This window comes from Synechococcus sp. CC9616, assembly GCF_000515235.1.
Lineage (GTDB): Bacteria > Cyanobacteriota > Cyanobacteriia > PCC-6307 > Cyanobiaceae > Parasynechococcus.
Genome location: NZ_KI911558.1, coordinates 1,550,987 through 1,574,662 on the forward strand (window position 1 = coordinate 1,550,987; position 23,676 = coordinate 1,574,662).

The window sequence follows — 23,676 nt, forward strand, 5'->3', positions numbered from 1 at the left end:
ACCTAAATCGGCGCAATCAGTTATCCGACTGAGCCTTCTTCAGAACAGGAAGATCCGTTGGCTGAGCAAGGATGTAGACAACTGCCGCAGACAGAGCAACAGTAACGACGATCAAAGCTGCGATTGCGGTCGTGTAGTCAGACATACTGCAGAAAAGCAAGATAACGGCAGCTTAGCGCAAATGTAAAGGAATGTAAACAAGCTCGCTGGTCTAAGCGCACTCATCAGCCTTGTGAGACGCAAAAGTTGAATCGAAGGGCCATGGCCGAGGCATCGAACCGGCAACAAACACAGTGGCTGTCTCAACAGCCTCTATCCACACGGCCGCAGGAACGCGGTGCATTGCCAAGTTTCAAGACATGGTCTGGACCGACACCGCGTGCGTTCTGGCAACGATGGATAGTGTCACCGCATCCCATCAACTTGTCGCTCCATGTCCGCCCATCAACCTGAGGTCTGCAATGTTCTCGGGGACTCGATCACACTTCAACTCACCGCAGAGCAGACCGGAGGTCAGTACAGCGTTGTTGAATTCGCAACTCCCGGTGGTGTCGGCCAACCACCACACACCCATGCCTGGGATGAAACCTACCTGGTGCTCGAAGGAGCCCTTGACCTCAATCTGAACGGAGACTCCACCGTGATCAACTCTGGTAGCTGTCACCAGGTCAAAGCAGGAACGGTTCACGCGCCAACACCAAGTGGCGATTTTTGTCGTTACGTGATGGTCGGCCAACCCGGCGGGGTCGAAGAAGTCTTCAAAGCCCTGAAAACCAACCAGGAACAACTGAGCGACATGGCCAAGGTTGTTGAGATCGTGACCAAGGCCGGCGTCACAATCGCAGCCTGATCTGTTTCTGTTGTTCATCCCTCAGTAGACCTTACCAGCTCGATCTGCTGAGGGGTTTTAAGCCATCAAACATTATTGATTCAAGACATTGAAAATAACCAAACTTAGCGGTCTAACCACAGAATTTCTGGCACCACCAAGCCACTCAATGAGTACGACCGCTACCAAGCTGGCAAGGCTGGGGCAACATGATGCAATCAACATTTTCAAGATTCAATGTTTAAATTCGACTCAAAAAGCATTAACAAATCACTGATCGTCATTTTAATTGGATTGAGATGGCTGCTCTGGATAGCCATTGGCATCAATATTGCCATCGAAGGAGTCGAACTCTTGATCGCAAAAGATATCAGCCACTTGGCGATGTCTGCCATCTTTTTCCTGCTTGCCAACGTCCAGATTGGGCTGAGTCGACTGCTAGTAAGCATGAACGAACCTGAAATAGCCGAACAATTCTTATTCATCTCATTCTTCATGATGTCAGCAGCGATCATTGAAATTGTTGATCTAGGTCTTGACCGAGCTGTCGGGCAGCTAAGCGATAGCCCATACTATGCAGCTTTTCTTTTTGCCTCAATTATTGAATTCTTTACTGGAGTGATAGCAACATTACTAGCTGGATATTCCCTGGACCGCATGTTCGTCCTGATAACAAAAAAAGCATGGCAAATGGCACAAAATCCCATCTCGTACAAATAAAAAGACATTATAAGTTCTTTCTTCCCGCAACCAATCCCAGGATTTTTTAGCCGAGCAAATATTTCACTCGGCAGGCATCTAATTCAATCAAAATCAACATGAAATTCCCTCGATGCAATTGAGAGCTCTTTGAGAAAGAGTAGAGATGAGCAGATCGAACAAACCATTGCAACAGCAACCATCGGCAGAACAAAGCCCGATAAGTTCGAAGGCGTCACGGTACCAATAAAAAGAACGATCACATCAATTGCCGTCAAAAAAATCACCACCGTGACCAATTGGATAGACCTCATTAGCGAGTTCAAAGATCTGCGCCTTCTTCCATAAATACACATCATGAGAGAGATTTAGAAATCCAGGCAATGGCCACATGGAAATGGCTTGCACAGATTGTTCACAACAAAACCAAGGCCATCACTTGGACAGCGCATGCGCCGCTCATGAGCATCCCTCTATGGAGGGTCGCTTCATGGTTATCGAGCCACTTTGAGCCCATCACAAGGCCTCTGAAGCCCTGCACTCAGACGTACCACCGAGCGCTTTGCGGCACCCCAACCACCGAGGGGGTGGGGTGGGGCAGGCCAAGGCAGGGTGGTCCCAAAGAGGCCCTCGCCCCTACCGGAGGCTGCATACCCAGCCTCGATTTGGAACCTCCAAAACTGCCGCCATGCAAAGTGGGTGGATGAAACAGCCATCTGCCCAAAGACTCCGCTCACTCCGACTCGACGCACTTGCCCGTGATGACAGGGCTGTCGCTGAACTGAATGCAAGAATCTCCAACTCCCCCGACTACCTGGTGGAGGAGCTGATGAACAACCATGGCTGGCCTGCACACGAGGCCCTCTGCGCCGTTCAGCAACTCCAAGAAAAAGCCCTGAGGAACATCACTGAGCAGGCTGCTGCCTGAGCGTTGAGGTACAACAAGAAAACCAATAATATTTGGCGGAGAAGATACTTTTCACTGGAAACAAACAACATACGGTCAAGGATCGAATAGGCGACTGGGGTCTCCTGGATATTCCACTCATGGGTAATGTCATGGAAATACAGAACTGAGACGATGTGTTGACGTAATAGAGACCCACGCATTGCATCATGCATCAGTAGAACAACCCTGGAAATGCCAGATATAAATAGGGCTTTGTTACCGCCTCAGGGGATGAACCGAGATCCATTAAACCTTTAAAATATAACGGGCGATATAGAGCGCCCCCATTCGACACTTCAAGGATTAACAATGCACTTAAATCCGTGGCAGACTGCAAAAACTGGAGAAACAGGCAATCTGGAACTTTCAAGTGGAGGGACGTCATCCCAGGCTCCACAGGAGATACTGCACTCAGGATTAACTGCCACTAATCCCTTGTCGGGAAGCCTGATTGATAAATTAACTACTTGCAGCAGACACAAACCGATCTTAAGCCTCAACAATAAAGCCTATAATCTGCTTGCATGCAAAACCTTTTCGAAACAGTATCAGCTTGAGCGACCATAATTTTGCACAAGAAATCTCAACGCACACTAATGACCATCAACAACCCAATAATATAATTTTTAGTTAAAATCGTCCTCTATTGAGCTCATGACGATGGAGTTCGGATGGTTCGGACTAAGATTTGCCTGAGTGACTGTTTTAGATGTCAGTTCATTTCGGGTTCATGCTTGGTCAACTGGAAATCAGCAACATCACAGCAGCATTTCTGATCATCGTTGCTCTGGTGTTCGTCGGTAGTTTCGCCGTTGTTTCGTTACAAACAGGTGAGTTGATTAAGCCACCAAAAGACGACTGAAGTGCTGCGGTTTCACGGGATCCAACGCTCTTTCTGGCCGACGTCCTTGCAATAGGACCAAAAGGCCTTGATCCAACGTGGTTTGGGCCGAAGGCTGGCAACACTAAAAACACCAACCGAAATGATCCCCGCCACCACCGCCAAGGCTGGATCCCCCAAAACCCACAACAACGCAACGAGAACAGTAACGACAGCAACCCGGACAACCTGCACAATTTTCATGACGTGGACGCTTAAGTGTTTGAGTAGGCTTTAAATCAACGAAAAACGAACAGATGAAAGTAGTAACACATCACTATCTTCGGCTCTATCTCCAGTGATCAAATGAAACTCAACTGCCCTCGTCACTTACTGGAATGGCTACAGAATTGTAGTACCGATCCTGGGAAGCAAGAACGATCTCATTTCCGGTTAGTCCAATCAGGACTGAGGCGAACAGGATCAAGAGCTTCGTCATACACATGTGAATTAATTTGTAATGGGCATCAACACTTCCTGAACACAATTCACATTAACCCAGCGGATTACGCCTGTATCGACATCAGCCAGCTGAGCCAAGATTGGGAGCTTGGGATCGCTGGCTGAGCATTCAAGGGAAATCACTTGCCCCATCCACCACCAGTCCCATGCCCTCATGCGTGGAACGATTGCACCACGCCTGGAATGGTCCCAGACGATGACCGTATCACCGAGCTTCAAATCAAAAAAGGCTGGCTTCTGCTCAAGTTGAGCTTGAGCTGCATGATCGAAGCCTATGAAATCAACACTAGTGCAAACGTTCTTGCTCTGCTTGGTTGAGGTTTTCATCGGCATGGCTCCCTAAATCCACAGATCGCTACCCGTAGTGCAACGAGACCGTTGACATCCCAATAATGCCGGAGGGGTAGCGCTACATATGGTGTGACGCACCGACCGTAGCTTGGGAAAAGAGGTGGTCAAGCTCGGGCGAAGACGTTCAAGCAACGCGAGAAGCGCTTTGTCCAGGTATTGATCGAGATGCTGCACAAGCACAAGAATTCAAGCTGCGTTTCATGGCCCTCCGGCAGAAGAACCTGATGCGCTGGAGCAGATGCTTAAAGGCTTCTGATTGCTGATTGACTAGTCTGCACAGAGCGAATAAGAGAACGTGAGAAGAACCATTAATGTCTTTTTTCTACTGGGCGTCCTCCTGTTGACGAGCTGTAAAGCACTCAATCCCAACGCCTATGAGGATGAATCCGCAGCCATGAATGCATGTCAGGAGAAGGGGCAGGAAATGGGGGTCAAGAGAGTCTCGTGTCATTACGACAGCACGAAAGGGAGTTATGTCGAACTACTGGTCCCAAAAAGCTCTGGCTTGGGATTGGAACCACAACAACGCTTTTGGTTCTAATCACGCCCTGACAAGGACGACTTGCAGGCGTCATGCCTGGAAGCAAGACAACAGAAGAGGCCAGATAGAGCTGGGGATCGGCATTCCATCTACGTCAACATGGTATTCAAGAAATCAAACTGGTTTCTTGGCAAAAAACAAAGTCATGTGGCACGATAAAAAGAGAGTCAAACAATTTTCATGCTGACTGGATCCGAACTCCTTGCGAAGGTCAAAGATCTAGGCGACGTTTCCAAGTCTGATCTTGTAAGGGCTTGCGGCTATGTCTCCACCAAAAAGGACGGTGGAGAGCGTCTTAATTTCACGGCTTTTTACGAATCTCTCCTTGAAGCCAAAGGCGTCACCTTGGCATCTGATGGCAAAGCTGGTGTCGGCAAGGGTGGCCGCAAGTTGAGCTTTGTTGCGACCGTTCAGGGGAATGGAAACCTGCTGATCGGCAAGGCCTACACAGCAATGCTGGACCTGAGCCCTGGCGATAATTTCGAGATCAAGCTTGGTAAAAAAGCCATTCGCCTTATTCCTGAGGGTGGCGCTGAAGAAACCGAAGAGTGACTTGACAGCGGCGGTTTTGGGAGGAACCTCTATTTTTTTGGAGGAACCTCCCAGAATGGATGCCTTCCTTAAAGGCCTCGATTGACTGGCAAAAGTGAAGTGTTGGGTCTGGTTTCGAAGGGATCTGAGAGACGACAGCCGCTGGGTGAGTGGTTGGTCTGGCACGCCTTTTCCGATTAGCAGAGTGCGTATTGAAAACGTCGACCGTGCACCCTGCCGCGTTGCTTGGTGGCGAGTGGCATGGAAGGAGCCAGTGGACTGAAAGAAAGTTCCAGTAATTCCAGAGAATGCTCAGTGGAAGCGGCGTCTCGTCGATTGAAATGCGACACTAACGATCATTGAACACGAGAGTGGGAACAGAAAAGACAAATCCATAAGGGGTTTGGCTTCCGATCATTGGAAGGCAATGAACAGTGTCCGCCGATGTCTCGCTTGGTCGTACGCCTACGCACTCACTTGTGATCGACATCAGCCACTTGAACCAGGCTCGGAGCCTTGGGGTCTCGTGCTGAGACGTCCAGAAAATCACCTCCCCCATCCACGAAGCCTCCTCTTCTGCACCAACAATTTCTGGGTAAACCTCACCTGGAATGGCGAGGAAAAACAACAATGCTGATTTTGCTGAAGAACTGCATGACCGCAATCGTCGAGAAGAAGAACGTAATGTTAATAGCTTGCAAAGCATTTAAGTCGTCATTAACAAAACTCCCCAACCCATTCAGCAGCTTGGGCCCTTCCACGCTCAGCTGCTTTTTTCCAGTCGGAGCAGGCATTTTCACGATCATCCAGTTGTGTATACGCGATGCCTCTATTGTTGTGCGCCCACTCATGCTGCGGATCAATCTCTATCGCCTTGGTGAAATCAGCGATTGCCGCTTTATATTCTCCTAGATGGAACTTAGCAACTCCCAAATTATTATAGGCTTGGGAGTCTTCCTGATTAATTTGCAGCGCTTTTTTGCAGTCAGAAAGCGCTGCTTCATAATTTTTCTGTTGATTTTTAGCTCTGCAGCGATTGGTATAAGCGAATGTATCCTCTGAACCAAACTCAATCGATTTATCATAATCTCTTATGGCCGCTTCATAATCTCCTAGATTATTCTTTGCATTTCCGCGATTGTTATAAGCGTCGGCATATTCCGAATCAAGCTCTATTGCCTTGGTATAGTCCGAAATGGCTCCGTCGTAATCCTTCAAGCCATTTTTAGCAATGCCACGAGCTAAATAATCAAATGGTTCAAGCTTATTCGGCGGAGTAATCGCAAATCCTTTTTGCAAATCATCCAGTGCCCCTTGATAATCTTTCAAAGCATTTTTAGCACTGCCACGATTGATAAAGGCTCCGGCAATTTTCGGGTCAAGCTCCAACGCCTTGTCGTACTCGATGATTGCTGCTTGATAATTCTCTAGCTTTTGATCAATCTCACCACGCCTTAAATAGACAAGAGCATCTTTTGGGTTAATTTCTATTGATTTTGCGTAATCAGCCAGCGCACCCTGGTAATCTTCTCGATCATATTTCGCTTCTCCACTATTAAAATAGATGGTTGCAACAGGGTTAGTGCATCCTGTGATCAATGGAGATCCAAGAGCGATTATAGAAAGCACTGCAGCCAAAGGGATAGTCCGTAGAAACATCTTTTGTCTTGATTACTTTTGATGAATTAAATACTACCTAGTTGTTGATTTACAGCCATCTTTTGTGAGGCAATCAGCAGCACTCTGAAAACCACAATCGACCACAGCCAATGCCCTCTGTAACTACGGTCGGAAGGACTTTATTAACGGTGGCAGTTCCGCGTCCTGTGAGGTGAAGGCTTGGATCTGTCACACCACGAGCTGTGCTGCGAAGATGTAGCGATCAGCTATTTCAATATTCGATACAGACAATCCACGAGAAGTCAGTTCAAAAGAGGCTTTTGCAAGAGCTGCATCATCGATTCGATGTCACCGCGCTTGCCGGCTAAGCGTTCTTGAGCAGCACAGAGGACGATGAAGTCAACCTCAGCCGGCCGCAAAAAAGGGTGACTGAGATCGCCGCAGGTAAGCCAAAGAGATCTCGCTGACCGTACCCATGACTTGGCTCTCAATGGCAACTGTCGTGGTTGTGCTGGCGATTGGAGTGAAAGGCAGCGAGACTGATGGTTTAGATGATCCGGTGGAATTTCGTTTGCAGGATGTGATGATGCTGGTGCGTAAGCCAATGAGTCGATGGCGATGACGGTTCTCAGTTTTCTGAAAACCTTCAAACAAACGTTCAAGCTGCAGCGTTGAAGCAGAGCTGAGCAAGGTTTGAAAGATCCCTCAGTTGGGGGATGTCAATTCTTCTGCATCAGTTGAGACTTGATCTGTCGGTGAGGTTCATAGGCCGTAGCTGATTGCCCGGACTTGTGGTGAGGCCGGGTATGCGTAGGGCAGGAGGATCGGTTTACACACACCGGTCCTCTTTTTATGGCCTATTCAGAGGAACTGGCTTGCGATCAAATTGATTGGCCAGTTCGCGTCATTGGTCTCCTGCCTTGTCTTGCCCCAGAGCCAAACGAGACATCATCGGTCAGCGAAGGGGGAACCAATAAGATCCGTCCAAGTGATGCACTGATTGCACGAAAGGGTGCGGTGGCCTGCATGAATTCGTCATCAGTACAACATCCATCTGCCGTTGCTGTAAGCCATGAAGCTGCCTGAAAGGAATTAAGACAGGAGAAAGAAAGATCGTTGTTTCATTCCTTTTCAATCACTCCGTAGGAAAGAGCCTCCACTGAGCATTCTCTGGAATCACTGGAGCCTCGTTCAAATCTTTTGGTTCCTCCCAAGCGACTCTCCACTCAGGGACGCGACAGGCTACGTAGTCAAAATTTTCGACACGCACCCCACCAAGTGGTGAAGGCGTTCCAAACCAGCCTCCCTTCCAGCTACTACCGTCGTTCAAGCCACCACGAAACCAAAGCCAACACTTCGCTTTTGCAGCCAACTGAAGATCCCTGAGAATTCAATCCATTCTGGAGTGTCCCTGCGAAAAAGCAGAGATTCATCCCAAACCAGATGCCTTCGGACGAAGCGGAGTCCCATTCCAGAATTTGTTAGCGACTGCACGAGATTGAATATTTTTATTCCAAATAACATCCCAGTCAGCAAACGACAAGTGATTAGAATGAATTAAAAATAGAGCCAGTGTTGCCTGAGCGCATGAAATGGATCATTTACACAGTCATAGCCACTGCGATGAGCCTTACTCTTCCCATCATGGTCACGGCATCTTCCAAGAATGCGAACGAGACTTCCGCTCAATCCACACTGGAGCTCCACTGCACCAACCCAGGGGGAGGCAGTATCGATATCAGGGTGGATGAGCCTGGTCAGACAATCACTGCTGATTACGGCGGCTTTAGCAATCGGAACTGGTGGAACGCAGGGGAAGTAGAAATTTCCGAAGAAAAAATTACCTTTATCAAAGGCGAGGATGACGAATATCAAACAATTACCAGCTATACGATTAATCTTACTTCAAACAAGATGGTTGTTGAACTTGGAACCAACGACGAATGGCCAAGTGTGCTCATCGATTATTCATGTCGCGAGGGTAATAGTGACGATCTTCTGTTTGGAGCCGACTCAGAGCAGCAGCTGATTGGCTTGATTCAGCAGGAAATTCCTTAATGGTGATTAGCAAGGCGCACTTTCTGATTTTGACACAGTGGCAACCATTGACTCTTTAAATGAATTGAATTACAGCGCTCATGCCCTGCTTAAAGAAAGCATGGCTGATTTCAAAGGCGCTTGCAGTGATTGGCGAAAAGCAGCAGATCTTGGAGATAAAGTTTCTGCTAAATGGGTGAAGGATCAGTGCTAATGTCTGACGTCTGTGATTTCAAATCTGGAGACAATAAGCTTTTCAGTAATAACGGTATTTCTTGTTTGCCGTCGTCCAACAGCGCAACAGTTGGTGAACACTTTGGGACGCATGCATCTGTTCAACGACCATCGACACATGCATGACTCTTGACTTCCTAAGGGTGCTGGCTGTCTATTGAACTGAGATGCATTGGCCAGCCTGAGGTGGAGCGTGATCGTTTGCTAGGCTGGCATCTAGTTGTGAACCTGTCGTTCTTTTGAGGGACAAAACAGCTGAATACAGCTGATTCTCAGCAAACTCTATGAGGATATGAGTTGTCTTTTGAAGATCAAAAGATGATAGTCGAGGCATGGGCCAATAGCCTCACATTCTTTTTTAACAATGCTTACCTTTCCTTCTCAGTGGCATTTCTCCGAGATCAAGAAATTTCTCATCGATATCGGCAATGCTCAATGGGTTGATAGTTCTGGGATCGACGAGCATCAAGAAGCCTTTGAATTGTACGAACACCTCATCAGTCCAACCAAATCAGATGATGCAAAACCAGATTCAAACGTCGGGAAGCCTGATGCCTAAGGCACGCGGCTGAAAGCAATACAAAACCTCACACACACCATTCCGTCAGCAATGGTGGGGTTTCTTTTACCTGTACATATTTATCGAATAACGACAAAACAGAGATGCCGTCTTTACGAGTAAGGCAATGTGTCACACGTACGAAACCAGGGTTACAGAGGAGCTGCAAACTTCTGAACCCAGTAAGAGCTTCCACTTTGGTCGTCAATCGCAAAACCGATACCGATTTCTGAAACGTTGTCGCTCAGAATGTTGGCGCGATGGCCGGGGCTCTGCATCCAGGCCTTCACCACCTGCTTCGCTGTAGGTTGACCACTGGCCACATTTTCCCTGTAAGCACGCCAGAGATAATCGGCTTCGTCAATCCGATCACCGGGGTCTCGACCATCAACGCTGTCATGCCCAAGATAACGGCCAACAGCATCCATCTCATCAGCGTGGCCCTGGGCCGCCTGATGCAAGAGGATGTCACCAGACAGCCGGTCCAAACCATGCTTACGTCGCCGCTTGTTGGTGTACCGAATCACCTCATCCCGGATGTCATCAAGGTTGCCTAGATCCACCAATTTCAACTTGAACCGACCCGTTCGACCTCCCTGCATCGAAACATTGGCCACCAGAGGCTGATCGCCAATGCGGTTGGGATCGATCAGCCCTGTGCGCGCCTGATCACTGCCGTAGGACGAAGGATCCTGAACCAAGCCACCTGAACTGGATGCAATCGACACAAGGGGCCAATTGCCACGAGATTTGATTTGAAGGCTGAAGTGATGGTCACTATCGATCTCAATGGGAACCTGAAGCTCTTCCCCACCAGTGGAGAGCGAATCCTTGAAGGAACCCTTGCTTAAGAGAGTGAACGTCATCTTTATGTCTTAATCGACGGAAAGGACAAAAAACGTTGTTTTCAGGGTTTCCTCAGCCGTTCTCAGGGAATATTCAGAATGGCTTTGATGATGCAATTACCCTAAAGAATGGTATGAACGACATCTGAGATTCCGTAAAACACCGATCTAGGAATGCACACCCATGAAACTGGGCTGAACATTCAATCGAAAGAGAGAAGCAGGAGGCGTTGATTTATCGCTATTGATTCAATTAAACTCTCAAGTATGACGACGTTTGCTGCTGGAGCTGTTGGACGGCGTCGTTACAGGCCAGCCTGTGATCAGGCTTTATGAGTCACCACTGATCCCGACACTGGATCTGTGACACCAAGATCTGGAGAAAGCTCCTCAAAGAAGTCGCGAACCTTGTTCAGATGTTCGATCATGAGCGGGCGGGCAGCGATCAGTTTTTCTTCGCTTTCCCATAGACCTACAAAGCAGTAGCTGCGCTCTCCTGTTTTTGCCCAGTAGGCATCCAACATCCCCTCAGGATTAACCCATTGTTTTGTCTCTGCGATGAACTTGTCCTCGCAACCCTCTTTGCAGCGCACTCGGACGTTGTTGAGGTAGGTGGCAGCCACTAGAGAAAGTCATCTCCAGTCATCATCTCAGGGACAATTGCGTTGTGATGTGTCTCACCACACTGATCGTGCGCAGGCCGCCAGCCTGTTTAGACCCTGCTGTATCCGAGCCTGGTTTCGAAAATTTTGAGTGGTAGGCCAAATGACTCCATCAGCTTTCGGCACTCATCGCCGACGGTGCCGTAAACCTCAACGCTGAAGCCATCTCCAAACTCGGCATGCCTCTTCAGATACTCCTGAACAGGAGGATTAGAGACATGGGCGCTGAAAGCCTCATCATTGGCGTAGACCTCTGACCACACGAACGCTTGGGGATCGTCTGGATCCTGATCAAATGTGTGGTGAATCATGCCTGGCTCAGAAGCCTGAACTGCTGCATCGGTCATGCGGGCAAGCTCCAGATACGCATCCACACAACCTGGCTTGACTTGGATTCGCGCTAGCAACATGAAGGGAGTGGTCTTGTCAAAACTTGCCATTTGCTCACAAGCAATGCCCGAGTGTTCCATAAATTCAGGCACACGTCCGCTCATTTGACAGGAGAGAAAAGGGCCGCAAGCCAGTTTTCAGCACGTTCTGCCAGGTCTTGATTGCGTTGTGCAGAAGCCTTCGCTGCCTGGATTGCGGAATTAGATTTCCGGCCGTCGCCAGTGAATGTCTGCAGGCTCACCCGCTTGGCTTAAGTCGTCGATTAACGCTTTGAAAGGGCTAAGCAAGCCACCATTCTCATTGGCCAAGACGCTGTTCGTGGTTTGACTGGCTAGCCAAACTTCCCCATCAGGCTTTTCCGATGGTGGATGTGTGAGCGATCCTTCATAAGCATGATTTGTGTCTGGTCGCCACCCGGCTCAATCGGGGTCAGAACAACGGGCTGGTGTGGGCGTTGCCGCTGGGGCGATGTTCACGGAAATCATCTGGCAGACAGTTTTTGAGGATCGTCTGCTCCTCGGTGACGATCCATTGGTGCTAGCTCCATGGACTAGCGGGTTTAATCAGATGATCTCCTTGCGCCCTGCCTGGATTTTTTCCTTAGCCGAAACGAGTCCATAGGCAAGCAGCCCAAGAAGGGCAATGTTCATGCCAATGAAGAACATCATGTCCATGATCTTGTGGCGACTTGACCCTTGATAGGAAGAGGATTCAACCCGGACTATCCGTCAAAAGACTCATCTGGCTTTGTCGATCAAGGCTTTAGTGGTCCATACACCTGCAGGGCATGCCCTTTTTTTATGAAGTGGACCCAGAAACGGTTCAATCCTCAAAATTGTGGGCCTTGTTACGACTTGGCTACGACGACCAGAGCCATGACAGGGGAGATTTCTCATCAAGCTCAATGGTTTCAGATGGACTGATTGCTCAGACACCGCGAGGCTCAACCATCCAAAGAATCGAAGACGGCAAATTCGTGGTGTGCGATGAGAACGTATGCTTCTGCGCCCGTAGCCTTTACCTGGCTGAAGAACAATTGGAAGAGATGGAGGTTGGATATCGCTTTCCTTACTCAACCAGCTTTCGCAAAGTCCAAGCCTGACTGGCAGAACGAAGTGGGCTGTCGTCTAACTTCTGGATCCCAGCCCATGTCCATTACGTGATGCTTCGCCGATTGCGCCAACAACGCCTGTAAAGACGCAGGCAGTGACTGTGAGCATCCAGCTTCGGGAGCCCAGCTCATCCAAGAGGCTTCCAGTTAGAAGCTGTCCACGACTGCCATCTAGCTTTTTCAGCAGGTCATGCAACAAAGCAGCTTCTTCCTATTCAGGTGCATTCCCACAACAGATCCTGAAAAGTGCTGCTCTCAGCTTTGAGTAGTCAGAGAGGGCAATGGTGACCTGAATCTGGTCTTTAGCCATGCCAACAGTCTGGCTTCAACCCGCTTCCAGCGCCCACCCTCTCGCCCTCTGCCAGGTGAGAGCCCAGAACTTACATTATCAAACAATAGGAATTCAATATGATTCGGGATATATTATAAGACTTTAATAAGTGCATTTGCTTTCCTCCTAGCCTTAAAAACGTGCCATGTTTATTTAAAATCAAGGTTCTTGTTGTTCGCCTATTTTTTCATGAAACCTTTGAAGCGTTGCTTGGGTTTTGCCTTCGTCTCGATCGTGAGTGGAACGACGGCTTATGCGCAATATGCCATTCCAGGTTGCGAGAATGCCTGGAATTCAATTAATGCAGTGGGCCGGATTAATGCTCTTGCAGTCTTAATTCGAAATGATTGTGCTGTTTTACATCGTAAGGGTTGGCGGCTAGGGGGAGGGAATGCCAGACAAGATGTCTGTACTCCTGCCTGGAATGCCCTAGTCAAAGCAGGGCAAGTAACCAATGTGAAATTTATGGTGACTCATAATTGTCCGGTTTTTTATCGCAAAGGCTGGGTTCAATCGTCGAGCTTTTAGAGATCGCTCTGGACTGAATTGGTTTCACCTTCTCTAGGTCTTTGTCATTGGCTGGTAAGTCCCATTCCTCCATGTCCAACTGGCAATTGCAGATGAACTAGTCCAGGTGGGTCGTTTGGCACAACAAAGCCGAGATTCCGTTAAGCGTGTCCCCCGCCGTGGAGAGCTCAGTAAACGCTGGTCGTGGATGAACTCCGCTCCCAGCCCATCTTGAACATCGTCTCCCAGGCCTCAATGGCGCTGTTTCTCAGCATCCGCCGCCTCGTCTGCGGGATCGGATAGTCGGGCGGTCGCCAGTGAAATGTCCGCAGGGTTACCCACTGGGCTTGATTCGTTGACGTGTCGGGCTTGAACTGAACAACCTTGTCCTCGTCGGCATTCACAATCCAGACTTCACCAGATGCCATCACAGGGTGGTCGTTGGGATCGGGGCGGCAACAAGGCATCGGTGAAGTCTGGCCAGCACCCAGCATCTGGAGTGATTCGGTTCACTGTTGAAACCTCGCTGCGACTTGAGCCACAACTGGTTCATCGCAACAACTCAGATGGTTTCCAGCGCTGAGCAAAGCAAAGGAGCACTCACCAGCTCCACTCACATCGCAGTAGGAATCATCCTCGGGTTGGGCTGTTTCGCTGCGGTGCTGACCGGTGGATTCTTTGTCGGACAGACCATCAGCAAGGCGCTGAACACAGTTCAGATGAGCGCTCCGTTCGAAATCGATCCTCTTCGCTGACTTGAGCCGGTGAAGGGCTGGTGAGTGATCAGAGAATTCCGAGGGGACCTTTTTTCTTCTTGCAATACCCAGCGCCGATGTTCATATAACCAGAGGGACAGGCCTCTCCATGGGTTGGAGTGACCTCGTAGTAGACGGGAGAAACACAGGTAGTCCCAAAGGTGTTGACGTAGCCGAGTGGGCATTGATCGTGGCCTGGCGCTTTTGGGATCTCTTTCTGGGCAAAAGCTGGCGCAGCGATGGCTGACGAAGCAAGGACTAATGCGGCCGCAAAAGCTTTCATTAGATTTGGAGTTTGTTATGAGAAGGTTTTAGGAATATCAGCATCAGATTTCAACCCAATCAGCAAAATCCAAAGGCCTGGAGGGTCGGCCCTCACCGCACCGGTAGCGATCACCGACACCTTGACTCAGTCTTTCTTGCTTTTCCCAAAGGATGCTGGTCGTTGCAATGGACAAGCCAAAGCGTGAAACGGCTTGTGCTTACCGTCAAAGATGAGACATCCGATTGATTGAGCGTTTGCGGTGTGGATCTGCATGAAATGACGACTAATTGTTCAGGTCTAACCAGCCTTGTTTGGTCATTGGTGTGTCAATTGCCGCCGTCGAGCCAACTGGTCGACGTGATCCGTGGTCTGTCGACACAGGAACCGTCGCTGAGGTTTTGGTCAAACTGAAGCCTTGCGACTGTGTGCCCATGCGATGAACCGCCACTCCAACGTCGAGATGATGTGTCTTCAGGGTCCGGCGAACTTGGAACGAATCGAGGAGCCATGGCTTGACGGACTAGCCAGCGGTGACCCTGAGAGTGTGGCCACCATAGTTCGCCTGCTGTCTGGCCACCAGACCTGGAACAGCAAGCGAATGCTGGGGGCGATGGTGCTGGATCGCTTGGACGCCGAAGCGTTGTCAACGCGGGCCGAGCTCCCAGATCGCTGTCACCGTCTTGTCAATGGGCTGGATTCTGTCAACGGACTGAATCCCTGAGTCACTGTCCTGGAATGTTTGAAGGCCCCTTCCAGGGCCCATGAGTCATTTGGGTGATAAGGCTGACTTCACCCCATCTCCCTTAAAGGGTCAGGCAGCAACAGGGGCTGCTTGACGGGAGAAACGAACGATGTTGTTCGCAGTTACGGGTTTGCTCTCACCGAGCAGGCTTCAGTCACCCTCCTCATGCCCCGTCGAAACCATTGCAGCCCCGCGATTCGGGGGAATGGAGCTGAGCGGAATCGAACCGCTGTCCGAAACACTGGTGTGGATCACCTAGTCCGGAGAACCGGACGTTGCCATTCTGGCAGCAGTCGTGATCTGGAGCATGACCGGCCTTGGGTCGTGAAAACCGATTTCCTGCCATTGCCGTGCTCCCCCAAGGGCTGGAGGAGGAGGGATGCCAGGAGCTGAAAGCCCTGGGAGCTCACGATGTTCAACCTCGCAAACGAGCAGCAGCATTTCGAGCGGATCGATCCTGCTTTTACAGACTGCACCTGCAAGCGCGGCTGCCATTTCGATTGCTGCGGGAGATGGCTCGCTTCGATTGCCGCAGCCGCGATGAGCTGTACGACGGCATTCAGCGAGCGTTGAACTGGGAGCAATGGCTGCATCCCTCCCAAAGCTTCCGTGTGGATGTAACCGGCTCAGCTCCAGGGCTGAACCACAGCCATTTCTGTGCCCTACAGGTGAAGAATGCCCTGGTGGACCAACAGCGTGATCTTTGGGGGGAGCGATCCTCCATCGATCTGGAGGATCCCGATCTGGCTCTGCACCTCCATCTGAACCGAGGGGAAGCGCTGCTCAGCCTTGATGGCAGCGGCAGCAGCCTGCATCGGCGTGGTTACCGCGCCGCGATGGGGACCGCACCGTTGAAGGAAAACCTGGCGGCAGGCTTGATTCGGCTCACGGGCTGGGATGCATCGGGGCCTCTGGTTGATCCTTGCTGCGGATCCGCCACCCTTTTGATTGAGGCAGCCACGATCGCCCTCCAACAGGCACCTGGCCTCAACCGCAGCTTTGCTTTGGAGGGCTGGGCCGATTTCGAGCCTGAGCTGTGGCGTCAGGAACAAACCCGTGCAAGGCAACGACGCCGTCGCGACGTCGACCTCCCTCCCCTGATCGGTTTTGAACAGGACCCAGCCATTGCCGATCAGGCCCGCGCCAACGTGGCTGCCGCAGGCCTCCAGGGGGTGATCAGCATCGTCACGGGCCATTTCAACCAACAACACCTTCCATCAGGCCAAGGCGTTCTGGTCTGCAACCCTCCCTACGGAGAACGGATCGGCTCCAAGGAGGATCTCGAAGACCTCTACAGCTGCCTGGGTGACTTCGCCAAACAACAGGCTTCGGGTTGGCAACTCTGGCTGCTCAGCGGCAATGCCGAGCTCACAAGAGCTTTGCGCCTGAAAGCCGAGCGGCGGATTCCCATCAACAACGGCGGTATCGACTGCCGTTGGCTGCACTACTCGATTCGCTGATCAAGAGGGCAACATGGCTCATCCGGACCAGCTGATGCCCTTCAGGGGCTGCGGCAGATCAGAATCGGTTGCGCAGTACAACAGCATTGTGCTCAGCTAGAGGATGGTCGCAAGCCATGCTTTCGGGCAGGTCAATCACCCTGTCCTCGCTTCGACCACGTCAACAAAAGAGGCTCCATGTCCACAGAGAAGGAAGTATTAAAAGAAGCTGCCCTTGAGCTTTGGAACACGACCAAAAAGCTGCGCCCCGGTCTGCCCAAAAACGCACGCGCTCAGCTCGTGCTCAAGGCACTGATCACGATTGGGGACCTTCACGACCAGGTTGAAGCCGCCATGGTCCTGGGCTTGATCGATGCCAACGAGCCCGACGATGAGCCCGTGGAAGACGAGCCGACTCCAGATGCCAAGGAGACCGAACAGGACGAAGACCGCAAGACGCCTCGGGCGGTCAGGCGTCGTTCGGGAAGTTAGTAAAAACTCCATCGGTTCGATCTTTTAAATCTATTTCGCCAGGCAATAACCATAAAAAAATGATGTCTTGCTGAAACATATGATCCGACTTGTTATCTGATTAATCCTTTTAGAGAGCCATCCATCTCCCAAAGCAGATCCTCCAGGTCGATTCACATCGTCGACTCACAAATTAATGGTGTTAAATAACTGCTCTGATCAGCTGCTGCCGTTGCCCGTCGATCTGCAGAACTGGACGATCAGCGACCCAACACGGCCCGAAACGTTCTGCTGATGCCCTCAAGAGTTTGAGGCAGGAATGGACCCTTCAGCACTTGACCACCAAGTCGCAGGCTGATTCCAGCCAACACAAGATTGATTGCAGCGAGCACGAGCAGAGCGAACTGAAGCGTCAGACCCCAGGTCGCCTGAATCCAAAGCACCAACGCCACTTCCGCCATCAACAGGGCCAACAGCATCGACGTGCCGCCGATGGCAAGAAACAAGCCGCCGCTGATCAGGCGTCGCTTTTCACGATCAACCTCCTGAAGAGCAATCCGAACGTGGAGGTCCATCACGGAAGCAGCCAGAGCCGAAATCCGTGCCGCCGCCCCCAGGCCGCGTGGTTGTTGCGAGCTGCTCATCGGGACCGTCGTCCACCACTCAGGACCATGCCAAGCAGAACGCCAAAGCCAAGCGCCACGCCGACCGACAAGAGCGGCCTCTGCCGCACAGGCTTCTCGATCCTTGGCCGCAGAGTGCTGTTGAGCTCATCAAGCAGCTGCTCCAGCTGCTCTTCCAATGGCTCCAGGCTGTCGGCCAGATGCCTCCCGCGAGTTCCAGCCGTTTGCATCAACTCCTCAAGCTGTTCGCGCACCCCCTGACTGGTCAGGCCGGTTTTGTCTTCGATGAGACGCACCACCTCATCCATGCTTCCCCGCGTTGCTTCGAGGGTGTGGCGGGCCAACTCCGGCCAGCGCTTCTGGATGGTGGGCAGCAGCGCTTCAAAACGCTCACGAAAGACGTGATCAGAACTGCCGTTGGACTGAGGCGAAGACGAGGCCATGAACAGCCTGATAAATCAAGTCACTTTCAAATCGTAATCAGACTGTCGATACATGCCATCTGGCCTAACGTTTAAAAAAGAAATTCTTCTTGCGATGGCCATCAAAATCAAAGGCATCTTCAGGGGATTATCCAACCCGTAGGGACTGACGGCACAGATTCAATACAGCAATCAAAAAAATATCTTTGACGGCATGATCAAAACATTCAAGAACGATAAATTTCAATTCCCCCCTGGACAGAGATAACTTCTGTAATGGCAAAAATCACCATCACCCTTGTCGACAAAAACGGTGAATCATCACCCTGTGCCTGTTCTGCGGCAAAGACTTGCAAGAATCAGCCAAGCCAGACGAGGGGTTAGGGGGCGATGACCCAGGTTGTGTTGCACATCGGCATGCACAAAACCGCCTCCACTTACATCCAGAAACGGCTGGAGGCGAATCAACCCCTGCTCAAACAGCACGGCATCCGGTTTGACGACGACAGCAAAAACCTGCTGAAACATGCAGCCCGAAGAAATGATTTCGGGCCCTGGAACACCAGGTTGCAGCAGGCCAGAAAGCGCAACGCCGACCTCCTCATCTCAAGTGAGGTGCTCAGCCACCTGCTGGCCGAACCCTGCAACAAGCGAGTTGGGGACTGCATCGGGGACTGGCTGATCCGTCAGTTTCAGCGCCGTGATTGCCGCATCATCTTGGTCGCTTTTCTGCGTGATCAGCCGGGCTTCCTCAATTCCCACTATGCCCAACTCATACGTAATTTCTCGCTGCGCTGCAGCTTTGAGACCTACGCCGAGTCGGTGATGCAGCACCGGCATGCCCGTGGCGAATGCAACCCTGACTACCTGTTCGGCTGGATCCAGCGTTACAGCTCGATCCAGGCCCACTTCGTGCCCTATGGCGGTCGCTCTGGAGATGACCCCTTCCAACAACTCCTCAAGACGTTCGGCGTTCCAACCGCCGCCAACTGGCGTTCGATCCCGCCGGAGAACTCCCAGGCTGGTCGACTGGCTGTGGCCACATCGATCCGCGTGCAGGAGCGCCTCGAGGCTCTAGGCATCCAGTTATCCAGCAAAGCGGCACGACGGCAGGCGACCCATGCACTCCTGCGTCGATCGCGGCGTTATCGCTGGTTCCGAGACCGCTTCAATGGGCTGACACCGGAGCTCTATCAGCGCATTCGCGAGCATTACGGCGCCGTTAACGAGCGCTTCGCCAAAAGGGTGTGGGGTGGATCCAGCTGGACCGCTTTGTTTCCGGACGATCCACCGAAGTCCCAAAAGCCGGTTGGGACATTAAAGCGTTGGTGGGTGGAGTGGGAAAGCCAGGATCTGGCACGCCAGCTGGCGACCGGAAATCAACGATGAGCTGCGTCGACAGCGTCTTGCCCCGCTACAGCCTGCTACGGCATACAGGTGCGCCCAACGATCCCAGCGGCTGTCATTACGACCTGCTGCTCGAAGACGGAGATAGCTGCCGTACCTGGCGCCTTGGAGAGATCCCAACGGCGGATGGCAGCAGCCAGAACGCCACTGCCCTTCACGCCCATCGACTGGCTTGGCTGGAGCCCCGCAGCGCTGCGGTGTCCAACAATCGCGGCTGGGCCGAACGGGTGATGGCAGGCTGTTACGAAGGGAAACTTCCCCAAGATCCCTCGAATCCTGTGGAGATTCAGCTGGTTGAGGGAGATCTGCGGGGACGGCTCCGGATCAGCAACGGGCACTGCTGTCTGTTGCGGACTTGAGCTTTTAAACAGCTCCGCTACTTTCGGGTCGCTTTCAGCTTCCGTTCCTGTTGGTTCACATCAATCAGGTGGGGCTGACGCATTTCAAGTCCTTCGGGGGGGCGATGACGATCCCTCTCGAAGAGGGATTCACGGTGGTGACTGGCCCGAACGGCTCCGGCAAGAGCAACATTCTCGATGGCGTGCTGTTCTGCCTCGGGCTCGCCACCAGCCGCGGCATGCGGGCAGATCGTCTGCCGGATCTGGTGAACAGCGGCATGCTCAAGGCTGGCAAATCAGCCGAGACCACCGTGAGTGTGCGGTTTGATCTCAGCGACTGGACGCCAGATGCTGCCGAAGAGGGCCTGGAAGCCCCAGAGGAGGGGCCCTGGATCCGTGCGGATCAGCAGGAATGGACGGTGAGCCGCCGACTTCGGGTGATGCCGGGGGGCTCATACAGCTCCAGCTACAGCGCCGATGGCATCCCGTGCAACCTGCAGCAGCTGCAGACCCAGCTGAGGCGCCTGAGGATTGATCCAGAGGGCAGCAACGTGGTCATGCAAGGCGATGTCACCCGCATCGTCTCCATGAGCAACCGCGATCGCCGCGGCCTGATCGATGAGCTCGCCGGGGTCGCCCTGTTCGACACCCGCATCGAACAAACCCGTCGCAAGCTCGACGACGTGCAGGAGCGACAGGATCGCTGTCGCCTGATCGAACAGGAACTGCTGAGCAGCCGTCAACGACTGGAGCGTGACTGCGCCAAAGCCCGGCAGTATCAGGAACTGCGGGAAAAACTGCAGCTGGGCAAACGGCAGGAGATGGTGCTGGCCTTTGAAGCCGCCCAGCAAGCCCTCAAGGATCTCGGCCAGCGCCAGCAGGCGATCGAAGCCCAGGAGCAGCGGGACACTGCAGCGATCGTTGAAGCCAGGGAAAACCTCGGCAAGGCCGACACCCATCTGCAGGCCCTGCAGGAGCAAGTGAAAGCTCTTGGTGAAGACCAACTGCTGGCCGTGCAGGCTGAACTGGCCGGTCTCGAGACCCGCGGCCGCGAACTGGATCGGCAGGCCGGACTGCACCAGGAGGAAGGTCAGCGTTTGCAGGGCCTCCGCCACGATCTCGGAGCGCGACGGCAGCAGTGGCAGCAGCACAGCCGTGAGCTGGAAAAGAATCCGAATGAGGCCGCTCTGGCCAGCGCCGAAAGCGAGTGCCGAGGAGCTGAATCAGCCGTTGAGGTTTCGAGGCGGCGGTTGGCGGATGTTGCGGGCCGATCAGGGGCCTGGTTGGACGAACAGAAGCGACGCAGCGAGCGGCGGCAGGAGCTTCAGGCCAGTGTCGACCCCCTTCAGCAGGAACAGCAGCAACTGCAGGAACGGCTGCGACAAGACGCCGAACGGCTCGACGAACTCAGCCGCGAACAGCACCAGGACGGCAGCGAGGAAGAGGCGGTCAAGCAGCGACTCGACGCCCTCGACGCCGAATGGCAAACCGTGCTTCAACGCCTCAGCGACGGCAAGCAGGCCCTGCAGCAAACAGCCGAGTCCCTTGCGGTTCAGCAGCGCACGCGGGCCCGGCTTGATCAGGAGCAGACCCGCCTGGAGCGGGAGATCGCACGCCTGGACAGTCGCCGCGACGCTCTTCAGGAAAGCCGGGGGACCGGTGCCCTGCGCTTGCTGCTGGAAGCGGGCCTCGATGGCATCCATGGTCCTGTGGCGCAACTTGGCGAGGTGGAAGAGCGCCATCGCCTGGCCCTTGAAGTCGCCGCCGGTGCTCGCCTTGGGCAGGTGGTGGTCGATGACGACCGCATCGCTGCTCGAGCGATTGAACTGCTCAAAAGCCGCCGGGCTGGCCGCCTCACCTTTCTGCCGCTCAACAAAATCCGGGCTTCAGGGGGTGCCAATGCCGCCATGGCTCGCGGCTCCAGCCCCAACGCCGACGCTGGCCAGGGTCTGATCGGTCGTGCCGTGCAGCTGGTGCGCTTCGAGCCGATCTACGGCGATGTGTTCGCCTACGTCTTCGGAGACACGCTTGTGTTCCAGGACCTCTCGGCGGCCCGTCAGCGCCTCGGCCGTTCCCGCGCCGTCACCCTGGATGGTGAGCTGTTGGAGAAGAGCGGCGCCATGACCGGCGGCAGCTTTTCCAGCCGCAGCAGCGGACTCAGCTTCGGGCGCAGCAGCGACAGCGATGAGGCCGAGCCCCTGCGTCGCCGGCTTCTCGAGCTCGGCGAAACGATGGTGGCCTGCCGCCGTGAAGAGGCGAAGCTGAGCCAGCTCATCGAGCAACAGAAGCCCGCCGTGCGGGACTTGGAACAACGCCAGGCCGCGCTGGTCGCCGAGCGCAATGCCGCGCATCGCAACCACGGCCCCCTCGTGGAGCGTCATCGTCAGCGTTCGGAACGGCTCGATCGCCTGCAAGCGGATCAAACCGAACAGCAGCAGCGACTGCAGGCCATCGCCAAGGAACTGGAACCGCTGATCGTGGAACTGACGCGGTTGAACCAGGCAGAACTCAATGGCAATGGCAACGACGACGCCGCTGTTTGGCAACAGCTGCAGCAGGACCTCGAAGCCGCTGACGCCACCCTGGAGCAGGCCAGGCAACGACGGGATGAACTGCTCAACAGCCAGCGGGAGCGACAACTGGCTCTGGAGCGCCTGAACGATCAACAGCAAGCCCTGGCAGCTGAAGAACAGCGCCTGCAGGAGGCTGTCCAGGCCCTGGCCACAACCCATGGCTCCTGGCGGCAACAACAACAGGAGCTGCAGGAACAGCGGAGCAAACTCGAAACCGATCAGAAGCAGCTGCAGGAACGATTCGGAGAGCAGCGCCGCGCCAGGGATGCGGCAGAAGCGGACGTCTCCCGGCAGCGCCAGGCCTTGCAGCAAGCCGAGTGGAACCTCGAGCGACTCAAGGAGGAGCGGGAAGGGCTGATCGAGCAACAGCGCAGCGGCAGTTTGCGCCTTCAGGAGATGGAACAGGCCCTGCCGGATCCCTGCCCTGAGATTCCCGAAGCGATGCGTCTGGCAGGACTTGAGGCCCTGCAGGCCGATTTACAGGCGATCCAGCAGCGGATGGAAGCCCTTGAACCGGTGAACATGCTCGCCCTCGAGGAACTGGAGGCACTCGAGCAACGCCTCGCCGAACTCAACGAACGACTGGACGTGCTCGACAAGGAGCGGGAGGAACTGCTGCTGCGCATCGAAACCGTCGCCACCCTGCGCCAGGAGGCCTTCATGGAGGCCTTCACGGCCGTGGATGGCCATTTCCGCGAGATCTTCGCCTCCCTCTCCGATGGCGATGGACATCTGCAGCTTGAGAATCCAGAGGATCCCCTGGAAGGTGGGCTGACCTTGGTGGCCCATCCCAAAGGCAAAGCGGTGCGCCGGCTGGCGGCCATGTCCGGCGGCGAAAAATCCCTCACCGCCCTCAGCTTCCTGTTCGCCCTCCAGCGCTTCCGTCCATCGCCCTTCTATGCCCTCGATGAGGTGGACAGCTTTCTGGACGGGGTGAATGTGGAACGCCTGGCAGCACTGATCGCTCGCCAGGCCAACCAGGCCCAGTTCATGGTGGTGAGTCATCGACGGCCAATGATTGCCGCCTCTCAGCGCACCATCGGCGTCACCCAGGCCCGTGGTGCTCACACCCAGGTGGTCGGTCTTCCGGATGCAGCCTGAGC

At 53.3% G+C, this 23,676-nt stretch carries 30 protein-coding genes; 18 read left to right on the top strand and 12 right to left on the bottom strand.

Going from position 1 to position 23,676, the window contains the following annotated elements; translation table 11 throughout:
- Positions 1–433 precede the first annotated feature (433 nt).
- Together SYN9616_RS0109085 and SYN9616_RS0109090 are read left to right on the top strand one after the other, a co-directional pair.
- Positions 434–850 (top strand): cupin domain-containing protein, encoded by a 417-nt coding sequence (locus SYN9616_RS0109085; protein WP_028952804.1) that lies wholly within the window; start codon positions 434–436, stop codon positions 848–850.
- Positions 851–1,066: 216 nt separating this feature from the next.
- Positions 1,067–1,549, top strand: coding sequence for a hypothetical protein (locus SYN9616_RS0109090; protein ID WP_028952805.1), 483 nt, complete (start codon positions 1,067–1,069; stop codon positions 1,547–1,549).
- Positions 1,550–1,632: 83 nt separating this feature from the next.
- On the opposite strand, the gene SYN9616_RS17325 is transcribed toward SYN9616_RS0109090, so the two are convergent.
- Entirely contained in the window at positions 1,633–1,887 is a 255-nt protein-coding gene (locus SYN9616_RS17325; protein ID WP_156918742.1) for a DUF2721 domain-containing protein, read from the bottom strand.
- Between the two features lie 344 nt (positions 1,888–2,231).
- On the opposite strand from SYN9616_RS17325, the gene SYN9616_RS0109100 reads away from it, so the two are divergent.
- Positions 2,232–2,456, top strand: coding sequence for a hypothetical protein (locus SYN9616_RS0109100; RefSeq protein ID WP_232200256.1), 225 nt, complete (start codon positions 2,232–2,234; stop codon positions 2,454–2,456).
- A gap of 751 nt (positions 2,457–3,207) precedes the next feature.
- The gene (locus SYN9616_RS18115; protein ID WP_255326794.1) at positions 3,208–3,339 is read left to right on the top strand and encodes a hypothetical protein; all 132 of its coding nucleotides are present in this window, start codon (positions 3,208–3,210) and stop codon (positions 3,337–3,339) included.
- Positions 3,340–3,351: 12 nt separating this feature from the next.
- On the opposite strand, the gene SYN9616_RS0109115 is transcribed toward SYN9616_RS18115, so the two are convergent.
- Together SYN9616_RS0109115 and SYN9616_RS16520 are read right to left on the bottom strand one after the other, a co-directional pair.
- A complete protein-coding gene (locus SYN9616_RS0109115) occupies positions 3,352–3,561 on the bottom strand; it encodes a hypothetical protein (protein ID WP_028952808.1) in 210 nt (69 codons plus the stop codon).
- Between the two features lie 246 nt (positions 3,562–3,807).
- Positions 3,808–4,146, bottom strand: a complete 339-nt coding sequence (locus SYN9616_RS16520; protein WP_084218399.1) for a DUF3104 domain-containing protein — start codon at positions 4,144–4,146, stop codon at positions 3,808–3,810.
- Between the two features lie 745 nt (positions 4,147–4,891).
- Here SYN9616_RS16520 and SYN9616_RS0109130 point away from each other — a divergent pair.
- Positions 4,892–5,263 (top strand): AbrB family transcriptional regulator, encoded by a 372-nt coding sequence (locus SYN9616_RS0109130; RefSeq protein ID WP_028952811.1) that lies wholly within the window; start codon positions 4,892–4,894, stop codon positions 5,261–5,263.
- A gap of 696 nt (positions 5,264–5,959) precedes the next feature.
- On the opposite strand, the gene SYN9616_RS15595 is transcribed toward SYN9616_RS0109130, so the two are convergent.
- A complete protein-coding gene (locus SYN9616_RS15595) occupies positions 5,960–6,871 on the bottom strand; it encodes a tetratricopeptide repeat protein (protein WP_232200712.1) in 912 nt (303 codons plus the stop codon).
- Between the two features lie 396 nt (positions 6,872–7,267).
- On the bottom strand, positions 7,268–7,552 hold the full coding sequence (locus SYN9616_RS17965; protein ID WP_037990878.1) for a hypothetical protein: 285 nt from the start codon (positions 7,550–7,552) through the stop codon (positions 7,268–7,270).
- Between the two features lie 897 nt (positions 7,553–8,449).
- Here SYN9616_RS17965 and SYN9616_RS0109155 point away from each other — a divergent pair.
- The 3 genes from SYN9616_RS0109155 (at position 8,450) to SYN9616_RS0109165 (ending at position 9,692) form a co-directional block, all read left to right on the top strand.
- Positions 8,450–8,920: a hypothetical protein gene (locus SYN9616_RS0109155; RefSeq protein WP_028952812.1), complete on the top strand. Its 471-nt coding sequence runs from the start codon at positions 8,450–8,452 to the stop codon at positions 8,918–8,920.
- Positions 8,921–8,957: 37 nt separating this feature from the next.
- Positions 8,958–9,113 (top strand): hypothetical protein, encoded by a 156-nt coding sequence (locus tag SYN9616_RS17335; protein ID WP_156918746.1) that lies wholly within the window; start codon positions 8,958–8,960, stop codon positions 9,111–9,113.
- A gap of 384 nt (positions 9,114–9,497) precedes the next feature.
- Positions 9,498–9,692 carry a hypothetical protein gene (locus tag SYN9616_RS0109165; RefSeq protein WP_028952813.1) on the top strand — a complete coding sequence of 65 codons (195 nt, stop codon included), beginning with the start codon at positions 9,498–9,500 and terminating at the stop codon, positions 9,690–9,692.
- 152 nt (positions 9,693–9,844) lie between these two features.
- Here the strand turns inward: SYN9616_RS0109165 and SYN9616_RS0109170 are convergent, their stop codons facing one another.
- The 3 genes from SYN9616_RS0109170 to SYN9616_RS0109180 all read right to left on the bottom strand — a co-directional run bounded on the left by SYN9616_RS0109170 (position 9,845) and on the right by SYN9616_RS0109180 (position 11,639).
- Positions 9,845–10,558, bottom strand: a complete 714-nt coding sequence (locus tag SYN9616_RS0109170) for a CAP domain-containing protein (RefSeq protein WP_028952814.1) — start codon at positions 10,556–10,558, stop codon at positions 9,845–9,847.
- 302 nt (positions 10,559–10,860) lie between these two features.
- Positions 10,861–11,160, bottom strand: coding sequence for a hypothetical protein (locus SYN9616_RS0109175; protein ID WP_028952815.1), 300 nt, complete (start codon positions 11,158–11,160; stop codon positions 10,861–10,863).
- An 89-nt stretch (positions 11,161–11,249) separates the two neighbouring features.
- Positions 11,250–11,639 (bottom strand): putative quinol monooxygenase, encoded by a 390-nt coding sequence (locus SYN9616_RS0109180; protein ID WP_028952816.1) that lies wholly within the window; start codon positions 11,637–11,639, stop codon positions 11,250–11,252.
- Positions 11,640–12,376: 737 nt separating this feature from the next.
- On the opposite strand from SYN9616_RS0109180, the gene SYN9616_RS17970 reads away from it, so the two are divergent.
- Complete coding sequence (locus SYN9616_RS17970; protein ID WP_232200261.1) at positions 12,377–12,691, top strand: hypothetical protein; 315 nt, start codon at positions 12,377–12,379, stop codon at positions 12,689–12,691.
- Between the two features lie 511 nt (positions 12,692–13,202).
- Positions 13,203–13,559, top strand: coding sequence for a hypothetical protein (locus SYN9616_RS17340; protein WP_232200264.1), 357 nt, complete (start codon positions 13,203–13,205; stop codon positions 13,557–13,559).
- Positions 13,560–13,726: 167 nt separating this feature from the next.
- Here the strand turns inward: SYN9616_RS17340 and SYN9616_RS0109195 are convergent, their stop codons facing one another.
- Complete coding sequence (locus tag SYN9616_RS0109195; protein ID WP_037991444.1) at positions 13,727–14,005, bottom strand: DUF1651 domain-containing protein; 279 nt, start codon at positions 14,003–14,005, stop codon at positions 13,727–13,729.
- A gap of 99 nt (positions 14,006–14,104) precedes the next feature.
- On the opposite strand from SYN9616_RS0109195, the gene SYN9616_RS0109200 reads away from it, so the two are divergent.
- The gene (locus SYN9616_RS0109200; protein ID WP_156918748.1) at positions 14,105–14,293 is read left to right on the top strand and encodes a hypothetical protein; all 189 of its coding nucleotides are present in this window, start codon (positions 14,105–14,107) and stop codon (positions 14,291–14,293) included.
- Between the two features lie 28 nt (positions 14,294–14,321).
- Here SYN9616_RS0109200 and SYN9616_RS16530 read toward each other — a convergent pair whose 3' ends face one another.
- Positions 14,322–14,576, bottom strand: coding sequence for a hypothetical protein (locus tag SYN9616_RS16530; protein ID WP_071991444.1), 255 nt, complete (start codon positions 14,574–14,576; stop codon positions 14,322–14,324).
- 418 nt (positions 14,577–14,994) lie between these two features.
- Between SYN9616_RS16530 and SYN9616_RS0109205 the strand changes: the two genes are divergently transcribed.
- From SYN9616_RS0109205 to SYN9616_RS0109220, 4 genes are all read left to right on the top strand, one after another.
- Complete coding sequence (locus tag SYN9616_RS0109205) at positions 14,995–15,279, top strand: hypothetical protein (RefSeq protein ID WP_028952820.1); 285 nt, start codon at positions 14,995–14,997, stop codon at positions 15,277–15,279.
- Between the two features lie 130 nt (positions 15,280–15,409).
- A complete protein-coding gene (locus SYN9616_RS18165) occupies positions 15,410–15,559 on the top strand; it encodes a hypothetical protein (RefSeq protein ID WP_304412475.1) in 150 nt (49 codons plus the stop codon).
- A 58-nt stretch (positions 15,560–15,617) separates the two neighbouring features.
- Complete coding sequence (locus tag SYN9616_RS0109210) at positions 15,618–16,760, top strand: class I SAM-dependent RNA methyltransferase (RefSeq protein WP_028952821.1); 1,143 nt, start codon at positions 15,618–15,620, stop codon at positions 16,758–16,760.
- 177 nt (positions 16,761–16,937) lie between these two features.
- Complete coding sequence (locus SYN9616_RS0109220; protein WP_028952822.1) at positions 16,938–17,231, top strand: TIGR03894 family protein; 294 nt, start codon at positions 16,938–16,940, stop codon at positions 17,229–17,231.
- A 239-nt stretch (positions 17,232–17,470) separates the two neighbouring features.
- Here SYN9616_RS0109220 and SYN9616_RS0109225 read toward each other — a convergent pair whose 3' ends face one another.
- A complete protein-coding gene (locus tag SYN9616_RS0109225) occupies positions 17,471–17,854 on the bottom strand; it encodes a phage holin family protein (protein ID WP_028952823.1) in 384 nt (127 codons plus the stop codon).
- Positions 17,851–18,276: a hypothetical protein gene (locus SYN9616_RS0109230; protein ID WP_028952824.1), complete on the bottom strand. Its 426-nt coding sequence runs from the start codon at positions 18,274–18,276 to the stop codon at positions 17,851–17,853. Before SYN9616_RS0109230 ends, SYN9616_RS0109225 begins: the two co-directional genes overlap by 4 nt.
- A gap of 369 nt (positions 18,277–18,645) precedes the next feature.
- Between SYN9616_RS0109230 and SYN9616_RS0109235 the strand changes: the two genes are divergently transcribed.
- Genes SYN9616_RS0109235 through smc form a run of 3 tightly spaced genes read left to right on the top strand, consistent with a single transcriptional unit; the run spans position 18,646 to position 23,674 of the window.
- Entirely contained in the window at positions 18,646–19,644 is a 999-nt protein-coding gene (locus tag SYN9616_RS0109235) for a hypothetical protein (protein ID WP_028952825.1), read from the top strand.
- A complete protein-coding gene (locus tag SYN9616_RS0109240) occupies positions 19,641–20,021 on the top strand; it encodes a hypothetical protein (RefSeq protein WP_232200266.1) in 381 nt (126 codons plus the stop codon). Before SYN9616_RS0109235 ends, SYN9616_RS0109240 begins: the two co-directional genes overlap by 4 nt.
- 50 nt (positions 20,022–20,071) lie before the next feature.
- The gene (smc, locus tag SYN9616_RS0109245) at positions 20,072–23,674 is read left to right on the top strand and encodes a chromosome segregation protein SMC (protein WP_028952827.1); all 3,603 of its coding nucleotides are present in this window, start codon (positions 20,072–20,074) and stop codon (positions 23,672–23,674) included.
- Positions 23,675–23,676: the final 2 nt, after the last annotated feature.

Excerpts from the sequence above, each read along its gene's own strand:
- SYN9616_RS0109115 (WP_028952808.1), bottom strand. The coding sequence starts at position 3,561 with ATGAAAATTGTGCAGGTTGTCCGGGTTGCTGTCGTTACTGTTCTCGTT.
- SYN9616_RS17970 (WP_232200261.1), top strand. The coding sequence starts at position 12,377 with ATGCCCTTTTTTTATGAAGTGGACCCAGAAACGGTTCAATCCTCAAAA.
- SYN9616_RS0109225 (WP_028952823.1), bottom strand. The coding sequence starts at position 17,854 with ATGAGCAGCTCGCAACAACCACGCGGCCTGGGGGCGGCGGCACGGATT.
- SYN9616_RS0109085 (WP_028952804.1), top strand. The coding sequence starts at position 434 with ATGTCCGCCCATCAACCTGAGGTCTGCAATGTTCTCGGGGACTCGATC.
- SYN9616_RS0109235 (WP_028952825.1), top strand. The coding sequence starts at position 18,646 with ATGACCCAGGTTGTGTTGCACATCGGCATGCACAAAACCGCCTCCACT.
- SYN9616_RS16530 (WP_071991444.1), bottom strand. The coding sequence starts at position 14,576 with ATGAAAGCTTTTGCGGCCGCATTAGTCCTTGCTTCGTCAGCCATCGCT.
- SYN9616_RS0109170 (WP_028952814.1), bottom strand. The coding sequence starts at position 10,558 with ATGACGTTCACTCTCTTAAGCAAGGGTTCCTTCAAGGATTCGCTCTCC.
- SYN9616_RS16520 (WP_084218399.1), bottom strand. The coding sequence starts at position 4,146 with ATGAAAACCTCAACCAAGCAGAGCAAGAACGTTTGCACTAGTGTTGAT.
- SYN9616_RS0109205 (WP_028952820.1), top strand. The coding sequence starts at position 14,995 with ATGAACCGCCACTCCAACGTCGAGATGATGTGTCTTCAGGGTCCGGCG.
- SYN9616_RS0109230 (WP_028952824.1), bottom strand. The coding sequence starts at position 18,276 with ATGGCCTCGTCTTCGCCTCAGTCCAACGGCAGTTCTGATCACGTCTTT.
- SYN9616_RS0109220 (WP_028952822.1), top strand. The coding sequence starts at position 16,938 with ATGTCCACAGAGAAGGAAGTATTAAAAGAAGCTGCCCTTGAGCTTTGG.
- SYN9616_RS0109200 (WP_156918748.1), top strand. The coding sequence starts at position 14,105 with ATGGTTTCCAGCGCTGAGCAAAGCAAAGGAGCACTCACCAGCTCCACT.
- SYN9616_RS0109180 (WP_028952816.1), bottom strand. The coding sequence starts at position 11,639 with ATGGCAAGTTTTGACAAGACCACTCCCTTCATGTTGCTAGCGCGAATC.
- SYN9616_RS17325 (WP_156918742.1), bottom strand. The coding sequence starts at position 1,887 with ATGATGTGTATTTATGGAAGAAGGCGCAGATCTTTGAACTCGCTAATG.
- SYN9616_RS0109155 (WP_028952812.1), top strand. The coding sequence starts at position 8,450 with ATGAAATGGATCATTTACACAGTCATAGCCACTGCGATGAGCCTTACT.
- SYN9616_RS18115 (WP_255326794.1), top strand. The coding sequence starts at position 3,208 with ATGCTTGGTCAACTGGAAATCAGCAACATCACAGCAGCATTTCTGATC.
- SYN9616_RS0109100 (WP_232200256.1), top strand. The coding sequence starts at position 2,232 with ATGAAACAGCCATCTGCCCAAAGACTCCGCTCACTCCGACTCGACGCA.
- SYN9616_RS0109195 (WP_037991444.1), bottom strand. The coding sequence starts at position 14,005 with ATGCCTTGTTGCCGCCCCGATCCCAACGACCACCCTGTGATGGCATCT.
- SYN9616_RS0109090 (WP_028952805.1), top strand. The coding sequence starts at position 1,067 with ATGTTTAAATTCGACTCAAAAAGCATTAACAAATCACTGATCGTCATT.
- SYN9616_RS0109165 (WP_028952813.1), top strand. The coding sequence starts at position 9,498 with ATGCTTACCTTTCCTTCTCAGTGGCATTTCTCCGAGATCAAGAAATTT.
- SYN9616_RS18165 (WP_304412475.1), top strand. The coding sequence starts at position 15,410 with ATGTTGTTCGCAGTTACGGGTTTGCTCTCACCGAGCAGGCTTCAGTCA.
- SYN9616_RS0109130 (WP_028952811.1), top strand. The coding sequence starts at position 4,892 with ATGCTGACTGGATCCGAACTCCTTGCGAAGGTCAAAGATCTAGGCGAC.
- SYN9616_RS0109240 (WP_232200266.1), top strand. The coding sequence starts at position 19,641 with ATGAGCTGCGTCGACAGCGTCTTGCCCCGCTACAGCCTGCTACGGCAT.